This is a genomic window from Micrococcus lylae (assembly GCF_900163825.1).
GTDB classification, from domain to species: domain Bacteria; phylum Actinomycetota; class Actinomycetes; order Actinomycetales; family Micrococcaceae; genus Micrococcus; species Micrococcus lylae.
In genome coordinates this window covers 111,505-137,175 of sequence record NZ_FUKP01000067.1, presented here as the reverse complement: position 1 = coordinate 137,175, position 25,671 = coordinate 111,505, and the positions used below count along the sequence as shown (strand labels likewise).

The 25,671-nt window shown below is 70.7% G+C and carries 20 protein-coding genes, 1 tRNA gene and 1 pseudogene; 8 read left to right on the top strand and 14 right to left on the bottom strand.

Annotated elements, in window-relative coordinates:
• Positions 1 to 32: 32 nt before the first annotated feature.
• The 3 genes and pseudogenes from FM125_RS12490 to FM125_RS10605 form a co-directional block, all read right to left on the bottom strand.
• Positions 33 to 740: pseudogene (locus tag FM125_RS12490) on the bottom strand (acyltransferase family protein); the annotation flags it as partial.
• The gene (locus tag FM125_RS10610) at positions 691 to 1,827 is read right to left on the bottom strand and encodes a glycosyltransferase family 4 protein (protein ID WP_087134628.1); all 1,137 of its coding nucleotides are present in this window, start codon (positions 1,825 to 1,827) and stop codon (positions 691 to 693) included. The gene FM125_RS10610 and the pseudogene FM125_RS12490, both read right to left, overlap by 50 nt.
• Positions 1,828 to 1,838: 11 nt before the next feature.
• On the bottom strand, positions 1,839 to 3,275 hold the full coding sequence (locus tag FM125_RS10605) for an NAD(P)H-quinone dehydrogenase (protein ID WP_067188216.1): 1,437 nt from the start codon (positions 3,273 to 3,275) through the stop codon (positions 1,839 to 1,841).
• Between the two features lie 53 nt (positions 3,276 to 3,328).
• Here FM125_RS10605 and FM125_RS10600 point away from each other — a divergent pair, with 53 nt between their 5' ends.
• From FM125_RS10600 to FM125_RS10580, 5 genes are all read left to right on the top strand, one after another.
• Positions 3,329 to 4,174, top strand: coding sequence for a purine-nucleoside phosphorylase (locus FM125_RS10600; RefSeq protein WP_425435828.1), 846 nt, complete (start codon positions 3,329 to 3,331; stop codon positions 4,172 to 4,174).
• 94 nt (positions 4,175 to 4,268) lie between these two features.
• Complete coding sequence (locus FM125_RS10595) at positions 4,269 to 5,978, top strand: phospho-sugar mutase (protein ID WP_087134572.1); 1,710 nt, start codon at positions 4,269 to 4,271, stop codon at positions 5,976 to 5,978.
• A gap of 57 nt (positions 5,979 to 6,035) precedes the next feature.
• Positions 6,036 to 6,728 (top strand): deoxyribose-phosphate aldolase, encoded by a 693-nt coding sequence (gene deoC / locus FM125_RS10590; protein WP_067188210.1) that lies wholly within the window; start codon positions 6,036 to 6,038, stop codon positions 6,726 to 6,728.
• A gap of 49 nt (positions 6,729 to 6,777) precedes the next feature.
• Positions 6,778 to 7,050, top strand: coding sequence for a hypothetical protein (locus FM125_RS10585; RefSeq protein WP_087134571.1), 273 nt, complete (start codon positions 6,778 to 6,780; stop codon positions 7,048 to 7,050).
• A gap of 86 nt (positions 7,051 to 7,136) precedes the next feature.
• The gene (locus tag FM125_RS10580) at positions 7,137 to 8,162 is read left to right on the top strand and encodes an acyltransferase family protein (RefSeq protein ID WP_087134570.1); all 1,026 of its coding nucleotides are present in this window, start codon (positions 7,137 to 7,139) and stop codon (positions 8,160 to 8,162) included.
• A gap of 30 nt (positions 8,163 to 8,192) precedes the next feature.
• On the opposite strand, the gene FM125_RS10575 is transcribed toward FM125_RS10580, so the two are convergent.
• The 3 genes from FM125_RS10575 to FM125_RS10565 form a co-directional block, all read right to left on the bottom strand.
• A complete protein-coding gene (locus FM125_RS10575; protein WP_087134569.1) occupies positions 8,193 to 9,446 on the bottom strand; it encodes a nucleotide sugar dehydrogenase in 1,254 nt (417 codons plus the stop codon).
• A 241-nt stretch (positions 9,447 to 9,687) separates the two neighbouring features.
• Positions 9,688 to 13,332, bottom strand: a complete 3,645-nt coding sequence (gene mfd / locus FM125_RS10570) for a transcription-repair coupling factor (protein ID WP_087134568.1) — start codon at positions 13,330 to 13,332, stop codon at positions 9,688 to 9,690.
• Entirely contained in the window at positions 13,329 to 14,423 is a 1,095-nt protein-coding gene (locus FM125_RS10565; protein WP_087134567.1) for a MauE/DoxX family redox-associated membrane protein, read from the bottom strand. Before FM125_RS10565 ends, mfd begins: the two co-directional genes overlap by 4 nt.
• Positions 14,424 to 14,563: 140 nt before the next feature.
• On the opposite strand from FM125_RS10565, the gene FM125_RS10560 reads away from it, so the two are divergent.
• Together FM125_RS10560 and FM125_RS10555 are read left to right on the top strand one after the other, a co-directional pair.
• On the top strand, positions 14,564 to 15,073 hold the full coding sequence (locus FM125_RS10560; RefSeq protein ID WP_070638810.1) for a DUF2505 domain-containing protein: 510 nt from the start codon (positions 14,564 to 14,566) through the stop codon (positions 15,071 to 15,073).
• Between the two features lie 84 nt (positions 15,074 to 15,157).
• Positions 15,158 to 15,763 carry an arsenate-mycothiol transferase ArsC gene (locus FM125_RS10555; RefSeq protein ID WP_180525519.1) on the top strand — a complete coding sequence of 202 codons (606 nt, stop codon included), beginning with the start codon at positions 15,158 to 15,160 and terminating at the stop codon, positions 15,761 to 15,763.
• 24 nt (positions 15,764 to 15,787) lie between these two features.
• On the opposite strand, the gene pth is transcribed toward FM125_RS10555, so the two are convergent.
• Together pth and FM125_RS10545 are read right to left on the bottom strand one after the other, a co-directional pair.
• On the bottom strand, positions 15,788 to 16,360 hold the full coding sequence (gene pth, locus FM125_RS10550; protein WP_087134565.1) for an aminoacyl-tRNA hydrolase: 573 nt from the start codon (positions 16,358 to 16,360) through the stop codon (positions 15,788 to 15,790).
• A gap of 8 nt (positions 16,361 to 16,368) precedes the next feature.
• Entirely contained in the window at positions 16,369 to 17,019 is a 651-nt protein-coding gene (locus tag FM125_RS10545) for a 50S ribosomal protein L25/general stress protein Ctc (protein ID WP_087134564.1), read from the bottom strand.
• Between the two features lie 323 nt (positions 17,020 to 17,342).
• Here FM125_RS10545 and FM125_RS10540 point away from each other — a divergent pair, with 323 nt between their 5' ends.
• Positions 17,343 to 18,449 (top strand): PqqD family protein, encoded by a 1,107-nt coding sequence (locus FM125_RS10540; protein ID WP_087134563.1) that lies wholly within the window; start codon positions 17,343 to 17,345, stop codon positions 18,447 to 18,449.
• A 104-nt stretch (positions 18,450 to 18,553) separates the two neighbouring features.
• On the opposite strand, the gene lepB is transcribed toward FM125_RS10540, so the two are convergent.
• The 6 genes from lepB to FM125_RS10510 all read right to left on the bottom strand — a co-directional run bounded on the left by lepB (position 18,554) and on the right by FM125_RS10510 (position 25,614).
• The gene (gene lepB, locus FM125_RS10535) at positions 18,554 to 19,318 is read right to left on the bottom strand and encodes a signal peptidase I (RefSeq protein WP_087134562.1); all 765 of its coding nucleotides are present in this window, start codon (positions 19,316 to 19,318) and stop codon (positions 18,554 to 18,556) included.
• Between the two features lie 3 nt (positions 19,319 to 19,321).
• Positions 19,322 to 20,302 (bottom strand): ribose-phosphate diphosphokinase, encoded by a 981-nt coding sequence (locus tag FM125_RS10530; protein WP_067188185.1) that lies wholly within the window; start codon positions 20,300 to 20,302, stop codon positions 19,322 to 19,324.
• An 86-nt stretch (positions 20,303 to 20,388) separates the two neighbouring features.
• Positions 20,389 to 21,858: a bifunctional UDP-N-acetylglucosamine diphosphorylase/glucosamine-1-phosphate N-acetyltransferase GlmU gene (gene glmU / locus FM125_RS10525; RefSeq protein ID WP_087134561.1), complete on the bottom strand. Its 1,470-nt coding sequence runs from the start codon at positions 21,856 to 21,858 to the stop codon at positions 20,389 to 20,391.
• 60 nt (positions 21,859 to 21,918) lie between these two features.
• Positions 21,919 to 21,990: transfer RNA gene (locus tag FM125_RS10520), tRNA-Gln, on the bottom strand.
• Positions 21,991 to 22,090: 100 nt separating this feature from the next.
• Complete coding sequence (locus tag FM125_RS10515) at positions 22,091 to 23,461, bottom strand: sugar transferase (protein WP_342743433.1); 1,371 nt, start codon at positions 23,459 to 23,461, stop codon at positions 22,091 to 22,093.
• A gap of 320 nt (positions 23,462 to 23,781) precedes the next feature.
• Positions 23,782 to 25,614 (bottom strand): ABC-F family ATP-binding cassette domain-containing protein, encoded by a 1,833-nt coding sequence (locus FM125_RS10510; RefSeq protein WP_087134560.1) that lies wholly within the window; start codon positions 25,612 to 25,614, stop codon positions 23,782 to 23,784.
• Positions 25,615 to 25,671 lie beyond the last annotated feature (57 nt).

Here is a 25,671-nt window from a genome sequence, read left to right as displayed (position 1 = left end):
CCGGCATCACCCCCCCACCCCGTCCCATAAAGGAAGACCACGGCGGCGACCAAGCCCGCGGCTGCCACCGGTGCCGGCCGTCCCAGCCAGCGACGCAGCCTGGGCAGGCCGACGGCGGCACCCAGCGCCACGAAATACACGTATGACAGACCGTCGATTGCGATGAGCTCGGGCACACGGCCCCACAGCACAGTGGCGCACAGGGCGAGGGCGAGCAGACTCCAGGGGGCCTTCCACGGACGGAGCACACAGGTGATGACGGTCGCCAGGGCGAGGGTGGGCAGGAACCACAGATGCAGCGCCGGCTCCCAGAACCGGAGCAGCCCCCAACCCCCGGTCCCACCGGCCAGTGCCGTCTCCGCGCCTGCGTAGACGAGGTCCCAGAGCAGATAGGTCCACAACAGCACCGTCAGCCGCTCACGCAGGTACGGTCGCACTCCTCCACGCTTGGCCACGGCCGGGCCCATGAACAGGCCGACGAGGAAGAAGATCGCCGCCATCCGTGCGAGGCCGAACCGTTGGACCCCGGTGGCCGTCCACGAGTCGGACGCCAGGAGCCCTTCGGATTCGAGACCGGCCGCGACGTGCCCGAAGACCACCCCGAGGATCGCCAAGGCCCGGGCGATGTCCACCGTCCGAAGGCGTGGCCCGCCGGTGGAAGGCCCCCCCCCGGCACAGGCGCCCGCTCCGTCAACGCCGTCTCCCCTCTGCACACCGGCGCGGTCGCTGTGCACACGCATGCGCCTGCACCACCAGCTCCCAGTAGCGGTCCACCATGGCTTCCGTCCTGTGCGCGTCGGCGTTCTCCTGACGGCCGGCATGAGCGCGGGCGAATGCCGCGTCGTCGAGGATCAGGCTCCGCAACACCCTCACCCAGGCGTCTGTGTCACCCGGCGGCACAAGAACACCGGTTCCGCCCAGTGCTTCCGGGATCCCGCCGATGTCCGAGGCGGCCACGGCGCACCCGGCGGCCTGCGCCTCCAGAACCACGGTGCCGAAAGTTTCCAGTCCCGTGGAAGGCAGGACCATCACCGCTGCCCGGTTCAGCAGCTCGTTGACCTGCTCCCCTGGGACATTGCCGTGGAAGTGGACCGCCTCCGTGACTCCCAGCTCTGCCGCCCTGGCACGGAGTTCGGGTTCTTCGTCCCCGGACCCGATGAGGTCCACGTGGACCGGCATCCCCTCCCCCTGCAGTCGCGCCACGGCGTCCAGGAGGACATCGATCCCCTTGTCGGCTGAGAGGCGTCCGACAAAGGCGAGACGGTGGCGGTCCCGTCCTTGGACCGGTTCGGTGACGAAGAAGACCTGGTCCCGGTACGAGTTGTGCACCACCACCGGGTCCCCGCCGATCTCCTCAGCCATCATGCGACTGTTCGCCGCGAGCACCGTGGCGCGGCGGATCAGGCGCTCCTTGACCTTGAGCACGAGCTCGCGAGGGGCCGAGATCCTGTGTCCCGGTACGCGCAGAACGGCACGCATCGTGACCACCCACGGCCGTGGGCACAGCAGCTGCGCCCAGTAGAACTGCATGAGCGCGTTGTTGTGGAACACCACGTCCGCGCCGCGGACCGCTGCGAGCAGCTCACGATGAGACGGCGCGCGCAGAACGCGGTACGGCAGATCGGCGTCGAAGTCCGCCGGAGCCTCGTTCCTGGTGACAACGAGCACCTCGGCGCCATGACGGTCCTGAAACCCACGGGCCAGGACATCCGCGGTGACCTCGATGCCCCCGGTCTCCGGTAGGAAGCGGTGGACGAAGATGGCGACGCGGCGCGGGGGCTCCGGATGCACCGCTGCGGCGCGCCGCCCATCGTGGATCGCAGACATGCCGACCGTGCTCACAGGCGCACGTGCAGACGGCGCGCGGCCTCGGCCAGCGAGCCGGCCATGGACGGGTACACGGTGAACGTGTCCGCGAGGTCGTCCACGTGGAGCTTGTGGGTCACGGCGAGCGCGAGGGACCAGATGAGCTCCGAGGCGCGCGGGGCCACCACCACGCCGCCAATCACGGTGCCGGAGCCCTTGCGGGCGAAGACCTTCACGAAGCCCGCGGTGACGCCCTGCATCTTGGCGCGGGGGTTGGTGGAGAAGTCCAGCTTCACCACGTCCGCCTGATACTTGCCGGAGTCCACCTGGGCCTGGGTGACGCCCACGGTGGCGATCTCCGGGGAGGTGAAGATGTTGGACGCCACCAGGTGCGGGCGCAGGGGCTTCACGGCATCGCCCATCAGGTGCGCCACGGCGATGCGCCCCTGCATGGCGGCCACGGAGGCCAGGGCGAACACGCCGGTGCAGTCCCCGGCGGCGTAGATGGAGGGCACGGAGGTGCGGGAGACGCCGTCCACCTTGATGTGGCCGGACTCGGTGAGCTCCACACCGGCCTCCTCGAGGCCCAGGTCCGCGGTGTTCGGGATGCCGCCGACGGCGAACAGCACGTGGGAGCCGTCGATGTACGGGGTGTCCTTGGCGCCCTCGCCGGACAGGTGCACGCGCACGCCGTCCTCGGTGCGTTCGGCGCCCTCGGCACGGGAGCGGGCCACCACGTTCACGCCGTTGGACTCGAAGACGTGCTCGAGCAGCTCCGCGGCGTCCTGGTCCTCGCCGGGCAGCACGTGGTCGCGGGAGGAGACGAGGGTGACCTTCGCGCCGAGCAGGTCGTAGGCGGAGGCGAACTCGGCGCCGGTGACGCCGGAGCCCACCACGATCATGTGCTCCGGGACCTCCGCGAGCGAGTACAGCTGCGTCCAGTTGAAGATGCGCTCCCCGTCCGGCTGGGCGGAGGGCAGCTCTCGCGGGCTGGCGCCCACGCACAGCAGGATCGCGTCCGAGGTGATGACCTCGGGCTCGCCGTCGGCGTCGTCATGGCGGCGGACCTCCACCTCGTGCGGTCCCACGACCTTGCCGACGCCGTGGATGACACGCACGCCGCGGCGCTCGAGCACCTGCTGGATGTCCTGGGACTGCTCGCCGGCGATCTCCAGGATGCGGCGGTCCACCTGGGCCATCACGGCGCGCGGTTCGGCGCCGGCGCCCAGGTCCACGCCGAGGTCCTGGGCGGTGCCCACGCGGCGCATGGAGTCTGCGGTGGCGATGAGGGTCTTGGAGGGCACCACGTCGGTGAGCACTGCGGAGCCGCCCATGCCCTTCCGCTCGATCACGGTGACGTTCGCGCCCAGCTTCGCGGCCACCATGGCGGCCTCGTATCCGCCGGGGCCTCCGCCGATGATGGTCAGGGACGGGGTGTAGGTGCTGTTCGAGGTGCTCACGGCGTCCATTGTGGCAGAGCACGCACCGGCGCCACAGGGGCCGCCCACCTAGACTGTCCTGCGTGAGAGACCAGAACGGAACCACCGCGCAGACCCCCGCCCTGCAGGGCGACCACCCCGGATTCGACGAGGCCCGTGCTGCGGCAGCCGTGATCGCCGAGGCGACCGGCGTGGCCGAGCACCGCATCGCCGTGGTCCTCGGCTCCGGCTGGGGCGGTGCCGCCGAGCTGATCGGCGAGACCGAGCACTCCGTCCCGCTGGCGGACGTCCCGGGCTTCCATGCTCCGAAGGTGCCGGGCCACAACGCGTCCATCCGCTCCGTGAAGCTGGCCGACGGCACCTCCGCCCTGGTGTTCGGCTCCCGCACCCACTTCTACGAGTCCCGCGACGCCCAGGCCGTGGCCCACACCGTGCGCACCGCCGCGGCGGCCGGCGCGAAGACCGTGATCCTCACCAACGGCTGCGGCGGCCTGAACCCGGAGATCGCCCCCGGCACTCCGGTGGTCATCGCAGACCACATCAACGTCACCGGCGCCACCCCGCTGGTCGGCGCCACCTTCGTGGACATGACGGACCTGTACTCCCCGCGCATCCGCCGGATCGCCAAGGAGATCGACCCGTCCCTGACCGAGGGGGTGTACGTGCAGTTCTCCGGCCCTCAGTACGAGACCCCCGCCGAGGTCCGCATGGCGAAGGTCCACGGCGGCGACCTGGTGGGCATGTCCACCGCCCTGGACGCGATCGCCGCCCGCCATGCCGGCCTCGAGGTCTTCGGCATCTCCCTGGTGACCAACCTGGGCGCCGGCATCCAGGAGGAGCCGCTGTCGCACCAGGAGGTCGTGGAGGCCGGCCAGGCCGCCGGCCCGCGGATCTCGGCGCTGCTGGCGGACATCATCGGTCGCCTCTGACGTCCCTGACGGCTTCCCGACGACGGCGAGCGGCCGTCGTCGGGAATCCCGCCCTCTGCTCCCCTCTCCTCTGACACACCCCGAGGTTCCGCCCATGACCGCACCCCGTGACACCGCCGCACTGGACCCGCAGCTGCTCGAGCGCGCCCGCCGCTGGGCCCTCGAGGAGCCGAACGCCCAGCATGCCGCCACCCTGACCGCCGAGCTCGAGGCCGCCGAGGGCGGGGACGTGGCCGCCGCCGAGGCCGTGCGCTCCCGCTTCTCCGGTCCGCTGACCTTCGGCACCGCCGGCCTGCGCGCCGAGGAGGGTCCGGGCGAGTCCCGCATGAACCGGCTGGTGGTCCGCCGTGCCGCCGCGGGGATCGCCCGGTACCTGCTGGACACCCTCGGGGAGGACGAGGCACCGCCGTCCGTGGTGATCGGCTACGACGCCCGCCACGGCTCCGCGTCCTTCGCCCGCGACTCCGCCGGCGTGTTCACCGCCGCCGGCGCCCAGGTGACCCTGCTCCCCCGCCCGCTGCCGACCCCGGTGCTCGCGTTCCTGGTGCGCCACCTCAACGCCGACGCCGGCGTGATGGTCACCGCCAGCCACAACCCGCCGGCGGACAACGGCTACAAGGTGTACCTCGGCGGCCGCATGACCGACGCCGCCGGCCGCGGCGCGCAGATCGTCTCCCCGGCGGACGCGGAGATCGCCGCGCGCATCGACCACGAGGCCTGGTTCGCGGACATCCCGATGGCAGACTCCGGCTGGGACGTCGCGGACGAGGAGCTCGTTGAAGCGTACTCCGAGGCCGCACTCGGCGTGCTGGACGAGGACCGCCGCGAGGCCACCGGCCGGGACACGCTGACGATCGTCTACACCCCGTTGCACGGGGTGGGCGCAGCGGTGCTGCCCGGACTGCTGGAGCGCGCCGGCTTCACCGACGTCCACGTGGTGGCCCGCCAGGCCGAGCCGGACCCGGACTTCCCCACCGTGGCCTTCCCGAACCCGGAGGAGCCCGGCGCCCTGGACCTGTCCTTCGACGCCGCCGCAGAGCTCGGCGCGGACCTGGTGATCGCCAACGACCCGGACGCCGACCGCCTCGCCCTCGCCGCGCCCGAGGCGGACGGCACCTGGCGCATGCTCTCCGGGGACCAGGTCGGCGCCCTGCTCGGTGCGCACCTGCTGCCACGGCTGGAGGCCCTGGGCCGTTCGACCGCCTGCTCGATCGTCTCCTCCCCGCAGCTGTCCCGCCTGGCCGAGCACGCCGGCGTGCCCCACCACGCCACGCTGACCGGCTTCAAGTGGATCAGCCGCGCCCCACAGATCGGCTACGGCTACGAGGAGGCCCTGGGCTACTGCGTTGCCCCGGACCTCGTGCGGGACAAAGACGGCATGACCGCCGCCCTCGTGGCCGCGGACCTCGCCGCCGGGCTCAAGGCCGAGGGCCGCAGCGTGTGGGACGCCCTCGCGGACCTGGACGCCACCACCGGCGCCATGCCGTCCGCCCAGGTGTCCGTCCGCGTGGAGGATGTGCAGATCATCGCGGACGCCATGGCCCGCCTGCGCTCCGAGGGCATCGCCGAGCTCGCCGGGGACCCGGTGACCGCGTCCGTGGACCTCGCCGCCGGCTCGGAGGACCTGCCGCCCACCGACGGCCTGCTCTTCTCCACGGACACCGGCACCCGCGTGGTGATCCGTCCCTCCGGCACCGAGCCGAAGCTCAAGTGCTACCTCGGCACCACGGACGCGGACCCGCAGACCGCCCGCACGCGCCTCGCGGCCGTGCGGGACCAGATCGCCGCCCTCGTGGCCGGGTGACGTCCTGCCCGCACCGAGACCGACCAGACCCGAACCGACCGAAAGGCAACGCCGACGATGACCACCGCAGACCTGACCTCCGCCGAGCTGGCCACGTACATCGACCACACCGCCCTGAAGGCCGAGACCTCCGCCGAGGACATCCGGCGCATCGTGGCCGAGGCCCTGCAGGCGAACGTGAAGTCCGTGTGTGTGAACCCGCGCTGGGTGCCGACCGTGGCGCAGGCGCTGGAGGGCTCGGACGTGCTGACCTGCACCGTGATCGGCTTCCCGCTCGGCGCGAACTCCTCCGCCGTGAAGGCGTTCGAGGCCCGCCAGGCGATCGCCGACGGCGCGGACGAGGTGGACATGGTCATCGACGTGGCCGCCGCCCGTGCCGGCGACCGTCAGCGCCTGGTCGAGGACATCCGGGCCGTGGCCGAGGCCGCCCATGAGAACGGCGCCGCCGGGCAGGGCGGCGCACTGCTCAAGGTGATCGTGGAGACCGCCCTGCTGGACGAGGACGCGATCGTCCTGGCCTGCGAGGCCTCCGTGGAGGCGGGCGCGGACTTCGTGAAGACCTCCACCGGCTTCTCCACCGCCGGCGCGACCGCCGAGCACGTGGCCCTGATGCGCCGCACCGTGGGCCCGGAGATCGGCGTGAAGGCCTCCGGCGGCGTCCGCACCCGTGAGGACGCGCTGGCGATGATCGAGGCCGGCGCCACACGCATCGGCGCCTCCGCCACCCTTGGTATCCTGGCTGGTGACTGACGCGTCCTCGCACCGTGCCGCGTCCATCTGACTGACGAAGGAGTATGTCGTGATCCGCAACGGCAAGCCCATTGACCACTCGAACGTCGGCGGGCTCTGGGGCAGCCTCGTCGCCTTCATCGTGAGCTTCGGCCTGTTCGTGGGCGTCTGCTATGCCATCGGCTTCTGGACCCTGGAGAACGTGTGGGTCCCGGGCATCGCGGTCCTGGTCTGCGCCGTCCTCGCCTTCGTCATCCCGAAGCAGATCCTCGGACGCGGCGACTCCGTGGACGAGGTCGCCATCCACACCCCGGCCTCCCACGCGGTCGAGCGCGGCCACTGAGCCAGCACTGAGCTGAAAGCTCCCGGCGGTCGATGACCTCGCGCGCCGCGACACCTGGACGGAGGGCGTCCACCCGGAACACCGGCGTGGACGCCCTCCGTCTTGTGTCCATCGCCGCCGTGGTGCTCGGCCACTCCTACCTCTCCAAGCTCGAGTTCAGCCAGTACCTCGAGGTCTGGCGAATGCCGCTGTTCTTCTTCCTCAGCGGCTACTTCTGGACCCGGGGCCGGCCGTTCGTCCCGGACGTGCGCGGCCGCTGGAAGTCCCTGGCCGTCCCGTACCTGGTCTGGGCCGTGATCATGTCCGTGGCCGCCTGGCGCTGGAACCGCCAGGACCCTGACCGCTTCTGGGAGCTCATGCGCAGCGGCTGGTACGGCGGTGCGGATCAGGATCCGCCGTGGTGGGCCTTCTGGTTCATCTCGGTCCTGTTCTTCACCACGGTGCTGCGCCGCTTCCTGGAACGCTTCCCCTCCTGGGTCGCCTGGGTGCTCAGCGGCGTCGGGCTCGCGGTCGCCTACACGACCTCGGACTCGTGGATCGCGAAGACCCCCCTGGGGATCGGCCTGGCCCTCCCCTGCCTGTTCTACCTGCTGGCCGGCGAGCTGTTCCGCCGCCGGATCGAGCCGAACGTGGTCCGGCACCGGGCCCTGACCGGCACCGTGCTGATCGGGCTCGGCCTGGGCGCCGTGGCGCTGGGCCTGGAGCCGCACAACATCAAGTTCGGCGGCTTCGGCACGCCGCTGCTGACCCCGCTGGTGGGCGTCATGATGGCCGCCGGCGCGGTGCTGGTGTTCGGCTCCTTCGTCAACCGGCTCCTGCGCCTGCTGGCCGAGCGCACCGGTACCGGCCGGGTGGTGCGCACGGCGATCTCCGCACTCGTGCGCGCGGGGACCGTGGTGGTGCTGGTCCACGGCGAGGTGCTCATGGAGCTCATGGAGCTGGGTGTGACGGATCCGTTCCCCAAATTCGTGTGCACCCTGCTGCTCAGCTGGGCCATCGGTCTGGTGCTGCTCTCCACACCGCTGTCCCGGCTGCTGACGGGTGTGCCCCGTCAGTTCCACCCGTTCCAGGCGCCGGTTCCCGCAGGCACCGAACGCCTCCGTTCCCGATGACCGCCGCCGTCGGACCGACGCTCTGACGCGTCAGAGCACGGACACGCTGTCTGAGGCGGGAACGACGTTCCGCGTGTCGAACACCCGTACGCCCAGGTCCGCCAGTGCACGGTAGTCCACATCCGAGTGATCTGTCAGGACGATCGCAATGTCCTGGTCTCCCAGGTCGGCCTCGGCGGAAAGCCGTCGGACCCCCTCAGGCCAGGAGCGCTCCAGCACCCAATTGTCGAGAGCCGAGAGCTCGGCTCCGAACTCGGACAGACGCTTCATCACATTCGCTGACGGGGACTCGCGGATGTCCGAGGAATCCCGCTTGTACGACAGTCCCACGAGAGCCACTTTGGCTCCGTTCAGGGCTTTCCGGTCCTCGTTCAGCAACTCCATAGTGCGCTCGACCACATACCGCGGCTGAGCATCGTTGACGTCATTGGCGAGCTCCACGAAGCGGAAGGTCTGACCAAGGTCCTTGCGCACGGCCCAGGACAGGTAACTCGGGTCGACCGGCAGGCAGTGGCCGCCGACTCCCGGACCGGGGGTGAAGCGCATGTAGCCGAAGGGCTTGGTGTCTGCCGCCCGGATGGCGTCCCACACATCCACGCCCAGCTGGTGGGCGAAGACGGAGAGCTCGTTGACGAGGGCAATGTTGACGTGGCGGAAGGTGTTCTCCAGCAGCTTCGCCAGTTCGGCTTCGCGAGTGCCCTTCACGGGCACGGGTTGGTCGATGATGGATCCATAGAAGGCCAGCACCTTCTCCAGGCACGCGTCCGTGAGGCCGGAGACCACCTTCGGGGTGGTCTTGAACGTCCAGTCCTTGCGCCCCGGATCGATGCGCTCCGGGGAGTATCCGACATGGAAGTCCTGGCCGGCTCGCAGGCCTGAGCCGTTCTCAAGCAGAGGCACCAAGAGCTCATCCGTGGTGCCCGGGTAGGTAGTGGACTCCAGGACCACAGTGGAACCATGCCGGATGTACGGGGCGAGAGATTGGCCTGCAGACTCGATGAAGGCGAGGTCCGGCAGAGAGTCCCGCAGCGGCGTGGGGACGGTGATCACGGCGACGTCGAAGTCCTCCGCGTCCGCATAGTCCCGCGAAGGGAGGAAACGTCCCGTGTCCAGGGCCGATCGCAACTCGCCGTCGCTGATGTCCTCGACATAGGAGTGCCCGGCTGCGAGGTCCGAGATGCGGTGTTCGCTGAGGTCCAGACCGACGACGTCAAGACCCGCCTCGACAGCCCGCATGGAGACCGGAAGCCCCACATACCCTTGCCCGATGACGACCAGTCTCATGCTGCGCTGTCCCTTTCCTATGGTGCCCGCTCAGAGTCGAACCAGTGGGGCAGGTCGAGAGGATGTCTCCACAACGGCCCGGAGGCCCATGACCCGCCTGGCCCAGTATAGAACGACAGGTGACCTGCCACCCCACCAGAGCACATCGCCCCGGTGAGGGGGTGGACGACACCGAGCGTGGTCGGCAGGAGGGCATCGGGGGCAGCACCGGGGGCACTGCGCCGTGGCTTCCTCTGTCCGGTCAAGAGCCCGTTGCGGTACCGAAGATCGCCGTCAGCACCTGATCGGCCCACTCCAGCAGCGGGGCATCCGTCAGCTCGCGGCCGCCGACCGGCTTGGTCATGGGGCGCGGGATCAGCACGGCGTTCAGCGCCGGCTTGACCTGGGCGCCGCGGTACATGCGGGCCAGGCGCAGCCGACGGGACTCCGGCAGGTCCGCCGCCGGGCCGAACTTCACGTTCTTGCCGAGCATCATCACCTCGGTCACGCCCGCGGCGCGGGCGCGGTTGCGGAACCGGGCGACCGCGATGAGCGCCTGGGCCGGCGCCGGAGGCTCTCCGTAGCGGTCCCGGAGCTCCTCGACGACGGCGTCCACGGCGTCGTCGTCGTGCGCGGCCGCGAGGTTGCGGTACATCTCCAGGCGCAGCCGCTCCCCTGGCACGTAGTCGTGCGGCAGATGGGCGTTGACCGGCAGCTCGACCTTGACCTCGGCCGGCGAGGTGTCCTCCTCACCCTTGAAGTCGGCGACAGCCTCGCCGACCATGCGGAGGTAGAGGTCGAAGCCCACGCCGGCGATGTGACCGGACTGCTCGCCGCCCAGCAGATTGCCGGCACCGCGCAGCTCGAGGTCCTTCATGGCCAGCTGCATGCCGGCACCGAGCTCGTTGTGGGTGGCCACGGCCTTGAGGCGCTCCAGCGCGACCTCTCCGAGAGGCTTGAGCGGGTCGTAGAGGAAGTAGGCGTAGGCGCGCTCGCGGCCACGGCCGACGCGGCCGCGGAGCTGGTGCAGCTGGGCCAGGCCGTAGCGATGGGCGTCCTCGATGATCAGCGTGTTCGCGTTGGCGATGTCCAGGCCCGTCTCCACGATGGTGGTGGAGACCAGGACGTCGAACTTCTTCTCCCAGAAGTCCACCATGATCTGCTCGAGGCGGGATTCGCCCATCTTGCCGTGGGCCACGGCCACGCGGGCCTCGGGCACGAGTTCGGCGATGCGGCGGGCGACGCCGTCGATGCTGGTGACGCGGTTGTGGACGTAGAAGACCTGGCCTTCGCGCATCAGCTCGCGGCGTATGGCGGCGGTGACCTGCTGGTCCGTGTAGGGGCCCACGGAGGTCAGCACGGGGTGCCGTTCCTCCGGTGCCGTCGCCAGGGTGGAGGTCTCTCGGATGCCGGTCAGGGACATCTCGAGGGTGCGCGGGATCGGCGTCGCGGACATGGCGAGCACGTCCACGTTGGTGCGCATCTTCTTCAGCGCCTCCTTGTGCTCCACGCCGAAGCGCTGCTCCTCGTCCACGATCACCAGGCCGAGGTCTTTGAACTGCACGCCCTGACCCAGCAGCCGGTGGGTGCCGACCACCACGTCCAGCTCGCCGGAGGCCAGGTCGTTGAGGACGTCCTTGGACTCCTTGGCCGTCTGGAAGCGCGAGAGCGCACCGACGCGCACCGGGAAGCCGGCGAAACGGTCGGAGAAGGTCTGGTGGTGCTGGCGGGCCAGCAGCGTGGTGGGCACCAGCACGGCCACCTGCTTGCCGTCCTGCACGGCCTTGAAGGCGGCGCGCACGGCGACCTCGGTCTTGCCGAAGCCGACGTCGCCGGAGACCAGGCGGTCCATGGGGACGACGGCCTCCATGTCCTTCTTGACCTCGTCGATGGTGGTGAGCTGATCCGGCGTCTCGATGTAGGGGAACGCCTCCTCCAGCTCCTTCTGCCACGGGGTGTCCGGGCCGTAGGCATGGCCCTTGGACGCCATGCGGGCCGAATAGAGCCGGATCAGCTCCCCGGCGATCTGCTTGGTCGCCCGCTTGGCCTTGGACTTGGTGTTCGCCCAGTCCGAGCCGCCCATCTTGGACAGCGTGGGCGTCTCCGCGCCGACGTACTGGGAGATCAGGTCCAGCTGCTCGGTCGGCACGAACAGGCGGTCTCCCGGGGCACCGCGCTTGGAGGAGGCGTACTCGAGGACGAGGTACTCGCGGTAGGAGTCCTCGGCGGCGCCGCGGGCGGCCCCGGCGACCTTGCGGCGCTGCAGCTCGACGAACCTGGCGATGCCGTGCTGGGCGTGGACCACGAAGTCGCCCGGTGTCAGCGCCAGCGGGTCCACGGCGTTCCTGCGCTTGCGCGCCAGCTTCGCTCCGGCGGCCCGGGTGCCGGCGGTGCGCTGACGGCCGAAGAGGTCCTGCTCGGTGACCAGGGCCACCTTGGCCCCCGGGAGGGTGAAGCCCGTCCCCACGGCGGCCGCGCCCAGCAGCACCTGGCCGGACGGCAGCTGCTCCGGCACAGTGCCCTCGAAGATCGAGGCCGTCACACCGCCTTCGGAAGCGAGTTCGGCAAGACGTCGCGCCGATCCCGGTCCGTCCGTGAGCACGACGACGGACCAGCCGTCCCGCGTGCGCTCCTGCAGGGCCTCCACGAGGGCGGCGATGTCTCCGCCGAAGGTGCGCGGCACGCCCATGCCGGCCCGCAGCGTGGAGGCCTCGGGCAGCAGCTCGTCGTCCGGGTTCAGCGCCGTGGTGGACCAGTGTCCCTGCCCGTGTTCCAGAGTCTCCTCGCGCAGCCGGGCCAGGGTGAGGAACCCTCCGGCGTCCTCCTGGTCCGCAGAGGCGATGTCCACCGGGGCGGAGGCGCCGTGGGCGGCGCCGGCCCAGGCCGCATGGAGGAACTCCTCGTTGGTGGCCAGCAGGTCGTCCGCGCGGTGGCGGATGCGCTCGGGCTCGGCCAGGACCGTGAGCGAGCCGGCCGGGAGCATGGCCGGCAGGGAGGTCATGGACTCGGCCAGCAGCGGCGACAGGGACTCCATGCCTTCGACGGCGATGCCCTCGGCGATCCGGTCCAGCATGTCTGCGGCGGCAGGCATGCTCGGGCTGAGCGCGCGGGCCTTCTCCTGCACCGCCTCGGTGATCAGCAGCTCGCGGCACGGCGGTGCGTCCAGCACCGTCGGGTGGCCGGATCCGTCCGCCGAGGTGTCCTCCAGCGACCGCTGGTCCGCCACGGAGAACCAGCGCATCTGTTCGACCTCGTCGCCGAAGAACTCCACGCGCACCGGGTAGGCGGTGGTGGGCGGGAAGACGTCGATCAGCCCGCCGCGCACCGCGAACTCGCCGCGCTTGGAGACCATGTCCACGCGTGCGTAGGCGGCACCGGCCAGCGCGGCGACGACGCCGTCGAAGTCGGTCTCCTGCCCCACCTCCAGACGCACGGGTTCCAGGTCCCCGAGTCCGGAGACGAGGGGCTGCAATGCGGCACGCACCGGGGCGATGACGACCCGCAGCGGCGCCGCCCCGTGCTCGCCCGGATGCGTCAGCCGACGCAGCACCTCGAGGCGGACGCCCACGGTGTCCGAACGCGGCGAGAGCCGCTCGTGCGGCAGCGTCTCCCAGGACGGGAAGAGGGCCACCGACTCCGGGGCGGTCCATGCCGCCAGGTCGCCGGCCAGGTCCTCGGCCTCACGCGTGGTCGCCGTGACGACGAGGACGACGGCGTCGTCCCCGCCGGAGGCGGCCACAGAGTCGGCGAGGGACGCCAGCAGAGGTGCGCGGCCGCCGTCGGGAAGGCCGATCTGCAGGTCCGGGGTGCGGTCCCCCGGCCGGGCCGCGGAGTCCCGGGCCGCGGCGAGGGCCTCGTCCGTCAGGACGGTGGGCAACAGCGGGGCGAGAACCGGCGTCTCGGTCATGCGGTGGGCTCCTGGGCGGTCTCGTCGGTGGCGGGCTGCTGGAGATGTCCGGCCTCCGCCATGATCTGCCGGACCTCCTCGATGAGGTCGATGACGTCGTCCGCGCCGGAGACCGGGCCCCCGGCCGTCAGGCCGTCGGTGCCGACCAGGACCGCGGACGGATACCGCTGCATGCCCAGGTCACGGACCGCGCTGCCGGCAGGATCGGTCAGGACGATGTCCCGGGGCACGGCGCCCACACCGGCCGGAGCGGCGGCGTCGGTCTGGTGGATCGGCTTGAGCACTCGGAGCGCCACCGGACCGATCTGCGGGTCCATGTGCTCGATGTGGTCCATCACGCGGCGGCAGGACCCGCAGCCGGCGGACACATGCAGCAGGAGCATCGACTGGCGTGCGGCCATGTCCTGCAGGCGTTCGAAACCCCGGTCCGTGCCGAGGACGGCGTCGGGGATCGGATGGCGTGCGGGCTCGCCGTCGGTGTCGGCGTCAGCGTTCGGCTCGAGGGCCTGCGGGGCCTCGGCGGCCGGGGTCGGAGCACCCGGTCCGGCCGCGACGTTCGCCTCCTGCTCCAGCGGGGCGGTGTCCCGGCCGATGAGATAGGCGGCCGCCGTCAGCAGGGCGGTGACGAGGACGGACCACTCCACGTAGCCCTGGAAGAACCCGGCCAGCGGCCACCAGGCGATGCGGACGCCCGTGACGGTGAGGGTGATGACCGCCTCGAACAGGCCGAGCAGTGCGAGCACCACGAGGATGATGTTGCGCAGGACGGTCCAGCCGGTGATGGGCCGGGCCGTGGGGCCGAAGCAGCCGCAGGAGACGCCCTTGTCCTTCGCCCGGACCACCAGCCAGGTGAAGGCGATGAACAGGGCCACCGCGGCCAGCGCCGTCAGGGGCCGCAGGACGGTGAACGGCAGCAGCAGTGCGATGCCGAGCAGGACCTCCAGGAAGGGGAAGGCCTTCACCAGCGACGGGTGGGAGAGCGTCGCCGGCACGTCCAGGCGGGTGAACGTGGCGGCGGTCTCCTGGGGTGCCTGGAGCTTGGCCAGTCCGCTGGCGATCAGGATGACCGCGAGAGCCCAGAGTGCTGACATGGGGGTACCTTCCGGCCGGGGAGGGGCGCGGTCCGAGCAACGTCCCGGCGTGGGGCGACTGGTGCGGGCCGGGCCGACGGGCTGGTCCAGCATATAGGCTGACCATGATTCCCGTCGGACCGTCTCACCAGGAGTGAACAATGGCCTTCTCCGCCCAGCACACCATCGCCCGCACCCCCGGCGAGGTGGCCGAGGCCCTCGGCAGCGAGGACTTCCACCGCAGCGTCATCGAGTCTCTCGGCGGTTCGCTCGTCTCCTTCTCCCGCGAGGGCGACCCGACCGGCGCGATGACCGTCACCACGGTCCGCACCGCCCCGACCGACAAGGTCCCGGAGAAGGCCCGCAAGTTCGTGGGAGACAACCTGCAGATCGAGCAGGTCGAGCGGTGGAACGCCCCGGCGGCCGACGGCTCCCGCACCGGCACCACCACCATCACCGTGGCGAAGGCCAAGGCCACCGCGGAGGCCTCCACCGCCCTGCGCGTCGCCGGCGCCGGCACGGAGTACGCCGTGGACGGCACCCTGGTCTGCAAGATCCCGCTGGTCGGCTCCACCCTGGCCGCCAAGGCCGAACCGATGGTGGGCAAGGTCGTCACCCGTCAGGCGCGCGAGCTCCAGGCCTGGCTGGACGGCCGCAGCCGGCAGAGCTGAGAACGGACAGCCGCCTCCATGCTTCACCTTCGCCGTCCCGGGTTTCCGAGCCGACCTTCCTCCGACGAGGCCCACAGGGCCGCCGTGCTCTTCGTGTGCACCGGGAACATCTGCCGCTCGGCCTATGCCGAGCACGGGCTGAGCCACCGTCTGCGCGGCGCAGGGCTCGAGGACCGGATCGCGGTCGGCAGCCGCGGAACGCACCCGAACCAGGCTCTGACCGTACCCCGGCCCCTGGTGCGCAGGGGCCTCGCACAGGGCATCACCGGCTTGGAGGACCACCGGCCTGCGCCGCTGGACCGCCGAGCCGTCGAGGGCGCCGACCTGATCATCACGGCCACGGCAGACCACCTCGACCTCGTCCTCCGGGAAACGCCCACCGCGCTGAAGCGGACGTTCACCATGCTCGAGATCGGGACGCTTCTGCCGATGCTCGACGAGCAGACCGACGGCTCATGGCTGCAGCCCGGGATGGGTGTGTCCGCGATGAGCCGCGTGGCGGCCCAGCACCGCTCCCAGGCGCGCAACGCCTTGAACGGACTGGACCTGGCCGACCCCTTCGGCAAGGCGGAGGACGACTATCTGGAGATGGCGTCCACCCTCGAACCGGTCCTGGACGTCCTCACCGACGCCTTGGACAGGGCCACCCGCCCCCAGACGACGCCTCAAGGCAGTAACCGACAGCACTGAAGCCGGCGGCCGTGCGTGCGGTGGTCAGTGGAAGCGTGTCTGGGCAGCCTGCAGCCCGTCCGTGAGCAGAGCCTCGACGGCGTCGGCCGCCCGGTCCACGTGCAGCGGCAGCAGCTGTTGCTCGGCCTTGGTGAAGGGCTTCAGGACATAGTCGGCGACGTCCATGCGCCCTGGCGGACGACCGATGCCGACGCGGACGCGGCGGTAGTCCTTGGTGCCCAGCGAGGCGGTGATGGACTTCAGCCCGTTGTGGCCGCCCTCTCCCCCGCCGACCTTCATGCGCAGGGTGTCGAAGGGGATGTCGAGCTCGTCGTGGACCACGATCAGATCCTCGGGGCCGAGCCCGTAGAAACGGCAGAGCGCCGCGGTGGGCCTGCCGGAGACGTTCATGTATCCGGTGGAGGCGGCCAGCACCACGCGGGGGCCGCCGATCCCCAGCCGTCCCGTGGCGACCTGGGCACCGGCCCGGTGATGGGTGAACCCGACCCCCATGCGGGAGGCGAGCTCCCCCACCACCATCTGGCCGATGTTGTGACGGGTGCGCTCATACTGGGGCCCCGGATTGCCGAGGCCCATGATGAGCGTGGTTCCCGTCATGAGGCAGATCAGTCCTCGGAGCCCTCGGCGTCGTCCGAGCCTTCGGACTCCCCGCCCTCGGCGCCCTCGGCGGCCTGCTCCTCCTGGACGGACTCGTCGCCCAGGTCCTGCTCGATCGGCTCGAAGACGGATACGATGACGTACTCGGCAGGCTCCTCGATGTCCAGGGCGACGCCGGCCGGCAGCTGCAGATCCGAGGCGTACAGGTGGTCGCCGGCCTCACGGCCCTCGATGTTCGCCGTGACGGACTCGGGCAGGTTGGTGGCCTCGGCCTCCACGGAGACCACGGCCTGGTCCAGGTTGTAGGTGGTGCCGGGGGCGACCTCGCCCTCGACGTCGACCGGCACCTCAACGATGACCTTCTCGCCGCGGCGGACCTCGATGAGGTCCAGGTGGTCCACGGTCATCTTGATCGGGTGACGCTGGATGTCCTTCGGCAGCACCAGGTGCTCCTCGCCGGCCTCGTTCACGACGGTGAGCAGGGCGTTCGGGTTGCGGACGGCCAGGGTGGTCTCCTGGGCGGGCAGCAGCAGGTGCACGGGGTCCTGGCCGTGGCCGTAGACGACGGCGGGGATCTGGCCGGCGCGGCGGGCCTGGCGGGCGGCACCCTTGCCGAAGTCGGTGCGGCGGATGACCTTGATCTTGATCTTGTCAGACATGACGTCCTCCTCTGGTTCTCTCGGCCGCGACCCGTGCGGGACGCGGGTGTCTCCAGGGAAGGGGGGCCGGCGCGTCAGGCACGGCTCAGATCAGAGCGGTGCGGACGGCGTCCGGCGGCCTCGTCGATCACGGAGTCCTCGACTCCCTCGCCTGGGCAACGAAGAGAAGCGTACCAGCGATGCTGGACCCACCGACACGTTCGTCGCCTTCTCCCCGCCACAGGGACCGATCAGATCCGGTGGCCGGACTTTGGTACCTTGCTGACACCGTTCCCCTGCGGCCACCGCCCCAATCCCTGGCCGCCACACGACAGGAGACTCAGATGTTGCGGCTGCACGTCGGCCTGGGCCACATCGATGTGGACGGACTCACCCCGCAGGAAGAGACGGAGATACGGCGTCACTGGTCCCGCTGCGACGTCCGGGACCACGAGCCGCCGGCCGCCGCAGATGAGGACGACGAACACCGTTGCGCGGCGGACCAGGTGCCGCGGCTGACCCGTACGTCTGCGGACTGGACCGCGTTCCACGAGCAGATCGTCTACGACGCCACGAAGGCCGCCATCGCCTCCGGTCGAGGCACCCACATCATGCTCCACGCGGCCGCGCTGGCCCTTCCGAAGACCAAGCAGGCCCTGGCACTCACCGCCGCTTCCGGCACGGGCAAGTCCACCGCCACGCGGCGCCTGGGCCGACACCTCGCCTATCTCACGGACGAGACCACGATCGTGGATCCGCAGACCCGCCGGATCACCCCCTACGCCAAACCCCTGTCCCTCTACGGCTCCTCAGGAGTGCGGCCGAAGCATCAGCACGGGCCGGACGAGCTCGGCCTCGGCCCGACCCTCGAGGACGCCGAACTCGCCCGCATCGCGGTGTTGGACCGCGTCCGCGAGGGCGATGAGGAGGTCCTCGCCCGCGCCGAGCCGATGGACATCGTCACCGCCGTGACCGAACTGACCCCGCAGTCCTCCTCCCTCGGCCGCCTGCCGCGCGGCCTGGTGACGCTGTGCACGCTGCTGGACTCCCAGGGCGGGGCGGTGCGCCTGGTCTACCGTGAAGCCGAGGACCTGCTCCCAGTGGTCCAGGACCTCCTCTCCTCCCCCGCCGCACCGATCGACCCGGCCTGGGACGCGCTCACCGAGGAGGAGCTGACCGCCTCGCTGCCCGGCGCCGTGGGGGCGCGTGCACGCACCGAGGTGGACGACGGCGTCCTCACCGACGACGGACGGCTCCTGCTGCTGCACGGCACCGAGCTCACCGTGCTCAGCGGCCTCGGCGCCGCTCTCTGGCTGCACCTGGACGTCGCCCGCACCCCCGCCGAGCTCGTCGAACGACTGGCCGAGGAGACGGACGTGCCGGACGACGCCGAGCAGATCGTGGTGCAGGGCCTCGACGACCTCGCCGAGCGAGGACTGCTCCGGCGCTGAGCCGGACATCCCCGACACGACGAAGGTCCCCGACCGTGCGGGGACCTTCGTATGTCAGGGCAGCGGCCGTCGTCGGGAATTCCGCGGCCGGCAGGCTCCTGCGGTCACGGCGTGGACCAGTTGGCGGGCGGCCAGACGGTCACGAAGACCTCGCCGACCACATCCTCCTCGTCCACGAACCGGGCGCAGTCCGGGCCTGCCTCCTCTGCAGAGAGGCCGCGGCAGCCGATGACGGAGTCCGAGGAGTTCGAACGGTGGTCGCCGACGGCGAGCAGCTTCCCCTCCGGCACCGAGATCGGGCCGAAGCACCGCTGGGAGCGCGGCTCGCTCGAGCAGTCCAGCTCGTCCTTGGCATACGGCAGGTCCTGATAGATGTACGGCTCTTCCAGGGGCTTGCCGTCCACCATGACCTTGCCTTCGTCCGTGCAGCACTCCACTTCCTCGCCCCCGCGGCCAATCACGCGCTTCACCAACGCCTGGTCATGGGAGACGCCGATGCCCGTGATGTCCCCGAACGTGCGGACGACGGTGTCCAGCGCACCGGAGTCCTCCAGCGGCGGAGCCCAGTGCTCATCGCCGTTGAACACGACGACGTCCTGGCGCTCCGGAGTGCCGTCCCCAGCGTAGGCGAGCCGGTTGACGAGCATCCGGTCCCCCACCTGGAGGGTGTTCTCCATGGAGCCCGAGGGCACCGAGTAGACCTTGACCAGGAATGCCTGCACCACGGCCACCACCGCCAGGGCCACGAGCACGTTGAGCAGGACCGAGACGGCGAACGGCAGCTGACGGCGCTGCCTGCCACGGCTCGCCGGCGGGCCCTCGGAGACGCCCTCGTGGTGGTCCTCCGGGCGGGCTGAGGTGCTCGCCATGGCTCAGGCGTCGCCGTCGAAGAGGCTGGTGACCGAACCGTCCTCGAAGACCTCGCGGATCGCCCGGGCGATCAGCGGGGCGATCGAGAGGACGGTCAGGTTCTGGAACCGCTTCTCCTCCGGGATCGGCAGGGTGTTGGTGACGACCACCTCGCGGGCGCCGCACTCGCCCAGGCGCTGGGCGGCCGGATCCGAGAAGACGGCGTGGGTGGCGGCGATGATGACGTCCTTCGCACCGGCCTCCTTGAGGACGCGCACGGCGCCGGCGATGGTGCCGCCGGTGTCGATCATGTCGTCGATCAGCACGCAGACGCGGCCCTCGATGTCGCCGACCACGGTCTTGGACTCCGCCTGGTTCGGGACGGTGAGGTCACGGGACTTGTGCACGAACGCCAGCGGCACGCCGCCGAGACGGTCCGCCCACTGCTCGGCCACACGCACGCGGCCGGTGTCCGGGGAGACCACGGTGACCTCCTCACCCTCCAGGCGGGTGCGGATGTAGTCCGCCAGCAGCGGAATGGCGAACAGGTGGTCCACCGGGCCGTCGAAGAAGCCCTGGATCTGTGCCGTGTGCAGGTCCACGGACATCACGCGGGACGCACCGGCGGCCTGGTACAGGTCCGCGACGAGGCGGGCGGAGATCGGCTCGCGACCGCGCCCCTTCTTGTCCTGGCGGGCGTACGGGTAGAACGGCGAGACCACGGTGATGCGGCGGGCCGAGGCACGCTTCATGGAGTCGATCATGATGAGCTGCTCCATGAGGTGGTTGTTCAGCGGAGCAGGGTGGGACTGGATGACGAAGACGTCCTTGCCGCGGACGGATTCGCCCGAGCGGACGTAGATCTCCCCGTTGGCGAAGTCGTAGGCGCTCATCGGCAGCAGCTCGGTGCCGAGCTCCTCCGCGATCTCCGTGGCCAGCTCCGGGTGCGCCCGGCCGGCGGCCAGCACCAGTCGTTTGTCCTCGCTGCGGCTCAGTTCCGTCATTCTCGCTCCCCTGCTCTCTCGGGATCTGCGGCTCCGGGCCTTCCTGGCGGCCCGGAGCCATCCTATGTCCTGGTCTGTCGCGTGCCTCAGTCGCGGTCCGCGCCGGCCGCCTCGGCGGCGTCCGCCGAACCGGTGCCCGGGCGCTTGGCCACCACCCAGCCGTCGATGGTGCGCTGCTCCACCCTGTTCAGTGCGAGCGCGCCGGCAGGGACGTCCTCGCGGACGACGGCGCCGGCACCGGTGTAGGCGCCGTCCCCGACCGTCACCGGGGCGGTGAAGACGGTGTTGGAGCCGGTGCGCACGTGAGCGCCGATGGTGGTGCGGTGCTTGTTCACGCCGTCGTAGTTGGCCGTGATGTTGCCGCAGCCGATGTTGGTGTACTCGCCGATCTCCGCGTCCCCGGCATAGCCGAGGTGGGACAGCTTCGCACCGCGGCCCACCGTCACGTTCTTCGTCTCATAGAACGCACCGATCTTCCCGTCCTCGCCCAGGACGGTGCCCGGGCGGAGGTAGGTGAAGGGGCCCACGGTGGCGTTCGCGCCGATGACGGCACCCGTGGCATCCGTCCGCTTCACGGTGGCGCCCGCGCCGACCTCAGTGTCCGTGAGGGTCGTGTCCGGGCCGATCACGGCGTCGGTGCCCACGGTGGTGGTGCCGTGCAGCTGGGTGCCCGGCTTGAGGACCACGTCGTTGGACAGCTGCACCGTGACGTCCACCCAGGTGGAGGAGGGGTCGATCACGGTGACGCCCTCCTTCATCCAGTGGCGCAGCACGCGGTCGTTGAGCTGACGGCCGAGGTCGGAGAGCTGGCGGCGGTCGTTCGCGCCCTCGACCTCCCAGACGTCGTCGGTGCCGACGGAGGCCACGCGACCGCCCTCGGCACGGGCCAGGCCCAGCACGTCCGTCAGGTACTTCTCGCCCTGGACGTTGTCCGTGGACAGCGTCGGCAGGGTGCGGCGCAGCAGGGCGGCGTCGAAGGCGTAGATGCCCGAGTTGACCTCGGTGATCTCCACGAACGAGGAGTCGCCCGTGGACTCGGCGTGGGCGACGGCGTCCTTGTGCTCCATGATCCGCTCGACGAGACCCGCGGCGTCGCGGACGATGCGGCCGTAGCCGGTGGGGTCCTCCAGCGTGGCGGTCAGCACGGTGACGGCGTTGCCGTCCGCCTCGTGCGTGGAGACGAGGTTCGCGAGGGTCTCCGGGGTGAGCAGCGGGACGTCGCCGTAGGTGACCACCACCGTGCCCTCGGTCTCGGCCGGCACGGCCTCGAGGCCGAGCTCCACGGCGCGGCCGGTGCCGGGGATCTCGTCCTGGTCCGCGATGGCGATGCCCGGCAGCTGCTCCTCGATGTGCGCGGCGACCTTCTCCCGCTCGTGGCGCACGACGGCGACGAGGTGCTCCGGGTCCAGCGACGCGGCGGCGTGGAGGGCATGGCCCACGAGGGAGCGGCCGCCGATGGTGTGCATCACCTTGGGGGTGGCGGACTTCATGCGGGTGCCCTGGCCTGCGGCCAGCACGATCACGGCGGACGGTCGGGGTGCGGTGGTCTCGGACATTCCTGCGCTTCTCCTGGGATGGCGGTCGAGGGCCGGTCGCCTGACGGAGGCGGCCCGGTGTTCCGCCCCTAGGATTCGAACCTAGACTGCACGGCTCCAAAGGCCGGCGTGCTGCCATTACACCAGGGCGGACCGTCGGCCGCACCGGCAGGCGCGGCGACGCGTCGTCATTCTTCCACACGGCGGACTTCCGCCCACGGGCGCCCCGGCCGAAGCGCGATGGCGGCCGCGGTCAATAGGCGCCGTCCGCGGCGGTGACAGCGCGGACCGTGCGGCCGAGGATGACGATGTCCCCGAGGAGGGACCAGTTCTCCACGTAGTAGAGATCGAGGCGAACGGCATCCTCCCAGGAGAGGTCGGAGCGACCTGAGACCTGCCAGAGGCCGGTGATGCCCGGCTGCACCTGGAACCTGCGGTGGACGTAGTCCTCGTACTGCTCGACCTCGTGGGGAAGGTGCGGGCGTGGGCCCACCAGGGACATGTCCCCACGCAGGACGTTGATGAGCTGGGGAAGCTCGTCGATGCTCGTGCGCCGGATGAAGCGGCCGACCCTGGTGATGCGCGGGTCGTCCTTCATCTTGAACAGGACGTTCGCATCGCCCGAGTCCGAGGACAGGGCGGACTTGATTCTCTCCGCGTCCGGGACCATGGAACGGAACTTCAGCATGGTGAACCGTCTGCCGTGGAGGCCGACGCGCTCCTGACGGAACAGGATGGGGCCGGGGCTGTCCAGGCGCACCGCGAGGGCGACGCCGAGCAGCAGTGGGGAGATCAGGACGATCCCGACGCCGGCTGCAAGGACATCGAACGCGCGCTTGGTGGCCGCCTTACCCCTGGACAGGCGAGGCGTGCTGACGTGGATGAGCGGCATGCCGGCCAACGGCTGCATGTGAATCCGGGGACCGGCCACGTCCACGAGGGCCGGCGCCATGATCAGCGAGATGCCGCGCTCCTGCAGCTCCCACCCGAGGCGGCGCACGTCGTGCGGCGGGAACGGATCACCTGAGGTGAGGGTGATGGCCTCGACCTGATTGTCCACGGCGAAGTCCACGATCTCACCAATGGTGCTCAGATCCGTACGGCTCGGGATCGGCAGGAACCCCTCACCCCGGGGCCGGTATCCGGGCATGACCGCCGCGACTGGCTCATAGCCCGACCCAGCCTCTGAGACAAGGACACCATGGACGTGTGCGACGCCGCCTGGACCGCCGACCAGGAGCATGCGGCGGCGGTAGCGGCCCTTCGCGCGCTGGCGCGCGACCCAGGTGCGGACAGCGAAGCGGCCCAGCAGCACGGCAAGCAGGCCGACCGGCAGGGCGACGGCCACGTAGCCGCGGGCGGTATCCGTACGGGTCACATAGGAGACGATGGCGACGGCGCCGAAGAAGTAGAGAGTCCCCTTGAGGACCCGCTTGTACTCCTCCGCGCCCACACCGAAGACCTTGATGTCACGCGAGCCGACGACAGCGAGGGTGGCCACCCACCCCGCAGTCAGGATCACGGTGAGCGCGGTGTAGTTCAGCACGGCCGTTCCGACGATGCGGGCGCCGAGCCCCCCGAATCGGAGGAACTCTGCCATGAGCATGCTGAGCAGGATGAGCACGCTGTCCACCAGGACGAGCAGTCGCGGGATCCCTTGATGCCAGGAGGCACCGAGCAGTCGTTCTCCCTGGGGCCGGGGCGGCCGTGCAGGCCGGGCATGCGCTGCCGATGTCTCCAAGGTGGTTGCCACGTTCTCCCTCTTGCTTGCGGTCCGCGGACGTCGGAGTCGACGAAGGGCGGCCCGACGGTCAGGCTCCTGCAACCAGGATCCTGAGCATTTCCTATGCCGTGAATTGTAAGCAGACCCAGGCGGTCCAGGCTAGACGTTCGGCACCGAGGAGCCCATCACATACGCATGTGAGAACGCTGACATGAACAGGATCACTCCGCCAGCTCGGCAGCGAGGAGCCACTGTTCCTCCGCCGCCTCGAGCTCGGCGTTCACCTGCTGGAGCTCGGCGTCGACCGGTCCGAGCTCGCCGAAGCGCTGCGCGTCGCTGAGCTCGGCCAGCCGTGCCTCCAGGCCGGCGGCGCGCTCCCTCAGCTTCTCCTGCTGCCGCTCCAGGCGGGCCATGTCCTTGCGCGCCTGCCTGCGTTCGGCGGCTGTCGGTCCCGCCGGAGCCGCCCCGTCGGCCGATCCGGCTCCTGCGGCTGCCGGCACCGGCCCGTCGGCCCGCGCACTGGCCTCGACGACGGAGCCGGACGCCGGCATCGCCGAGCGCAGCTCGAGGTACTGTTCCACTCCCCCGGGCAGGCCCCTCACCTTGCCGTCGCCGAGCAGGGCGACCTGGTGGTCCGTCACGCGCTCGAGCAGATAGCGGTCGTGGGAGACCACGATCAGCGTGCCCGGCCAACCGTCCAGCAGGTCCTCGACGGCGGCGAGGGTGTCCGTGTCCAGGTCGTTGGTCGGCTCGTCGAGGAGCAGGACGTTGGGCTCTCCCACCAGGAGGCGGAGCAGCTGCAGCCGCCGCCGCTCGCCGCCGGAGAGCTCGGCGACCGGCGTCCACTGACGGTCCGTGCCGAAGCCGAGCTGCTCGAGAAGCTGGCCCGAGGACATCTCCTTCTCTCCCACCCGGAAGCTCGAGCCCTCACGGGCCATCACTTCGACCACGCGCAGGTGCGCGACCTCGTCCAGCTCGTGCACGTCCTGGGTGAGCGTCGCCGTGACCACGGTCTTGCCCCGCTTGACGCGGCCGGCGTCAGGCTGGACACGGCCGTCCAGCAGCTTGAGCAGGGTCGACTTTCCGGCGCCGTTGACGCCCACGATGCCGAGGCGTTCGCCCGGGGCCAGGCGCAGGGTGACGTGGTCCAGGACGGTCTTGGCGCCGAGGGCCAGGCAGACGTCCTCGAGGTCCAGGACGTCCTTGCCGAGTCGGGCGGTGGCCATCCTGGCCAAGGACACCGAGTCCCGGGGTTCGGGGACGTCCGCGATGATCGCGTTGGCCGCCTCGATGCGGAACTTCGGCTTCGAGGTGCGGGCCGGGGCACCGCGGCGGAGCCAGGCGAGCTCCTTCTTCATCAGCTGCTGCCGCTTCTGCTCGGCCACGGCCGCCTGGCGGGCACGCTCGGCACGGGCGAGGATCCACGCCGCGTAGCCGCCGTCGAACGGGTCCACCGTGGCGTCGTGGACCTCCCAGGTGCGGGTGCAGACGGTGTCCAGGAACCAACGGTCGTGGGTCACCACCACGAGGGCGCCGTCGGTGGGGCGCCAGCGGCCCTTCAGATGCTGGGCGAGCCACGCGACGCCCTCCACGTCCAGGTGGTTGGTGGGCTCGTCCAGGAAGAGGACGTCATGGTCGTCCGCGAGCAGTGCGGCCAGGGCCACGCGGCGCCGCTGTCCGCCGGAGAGCCCCTCCACCGTCCGCTCGAGGTCCAGGCCGGACAGGAGACCGTCGAAGACGTCGCGGACCTTGGCGTCCGAGGCCCAGACGTGGTCGTCCACCTCCCCGACGACGGCCTGCTTGACGGTGTGGGCGGGGTCGAGGTCGTCACGCTGGTCCAGCACGCCCACACGCACGCCGCCGCGCCGGGTGACGCGGCCGGTGTCCGGGGTCTGCAGGCCGGCCATGATCCGCATGAGGGTGGACTTGCCGTCTCCGTTGCGGCCGACCAGTCCGATGCGGTCGCCCTCGTCCACGCCGAGGGAGAGACCCTCGAGGACGGTGCGGGTGCCGAAGGAGATGCCGATGTTCTCAGCGCCGAGCAGATGTGCCATGAGCGGTGGTGTCAGTCCTTCCGCGTCCGTGCCGGACGCCGGGTGGGGTCGGGGAGT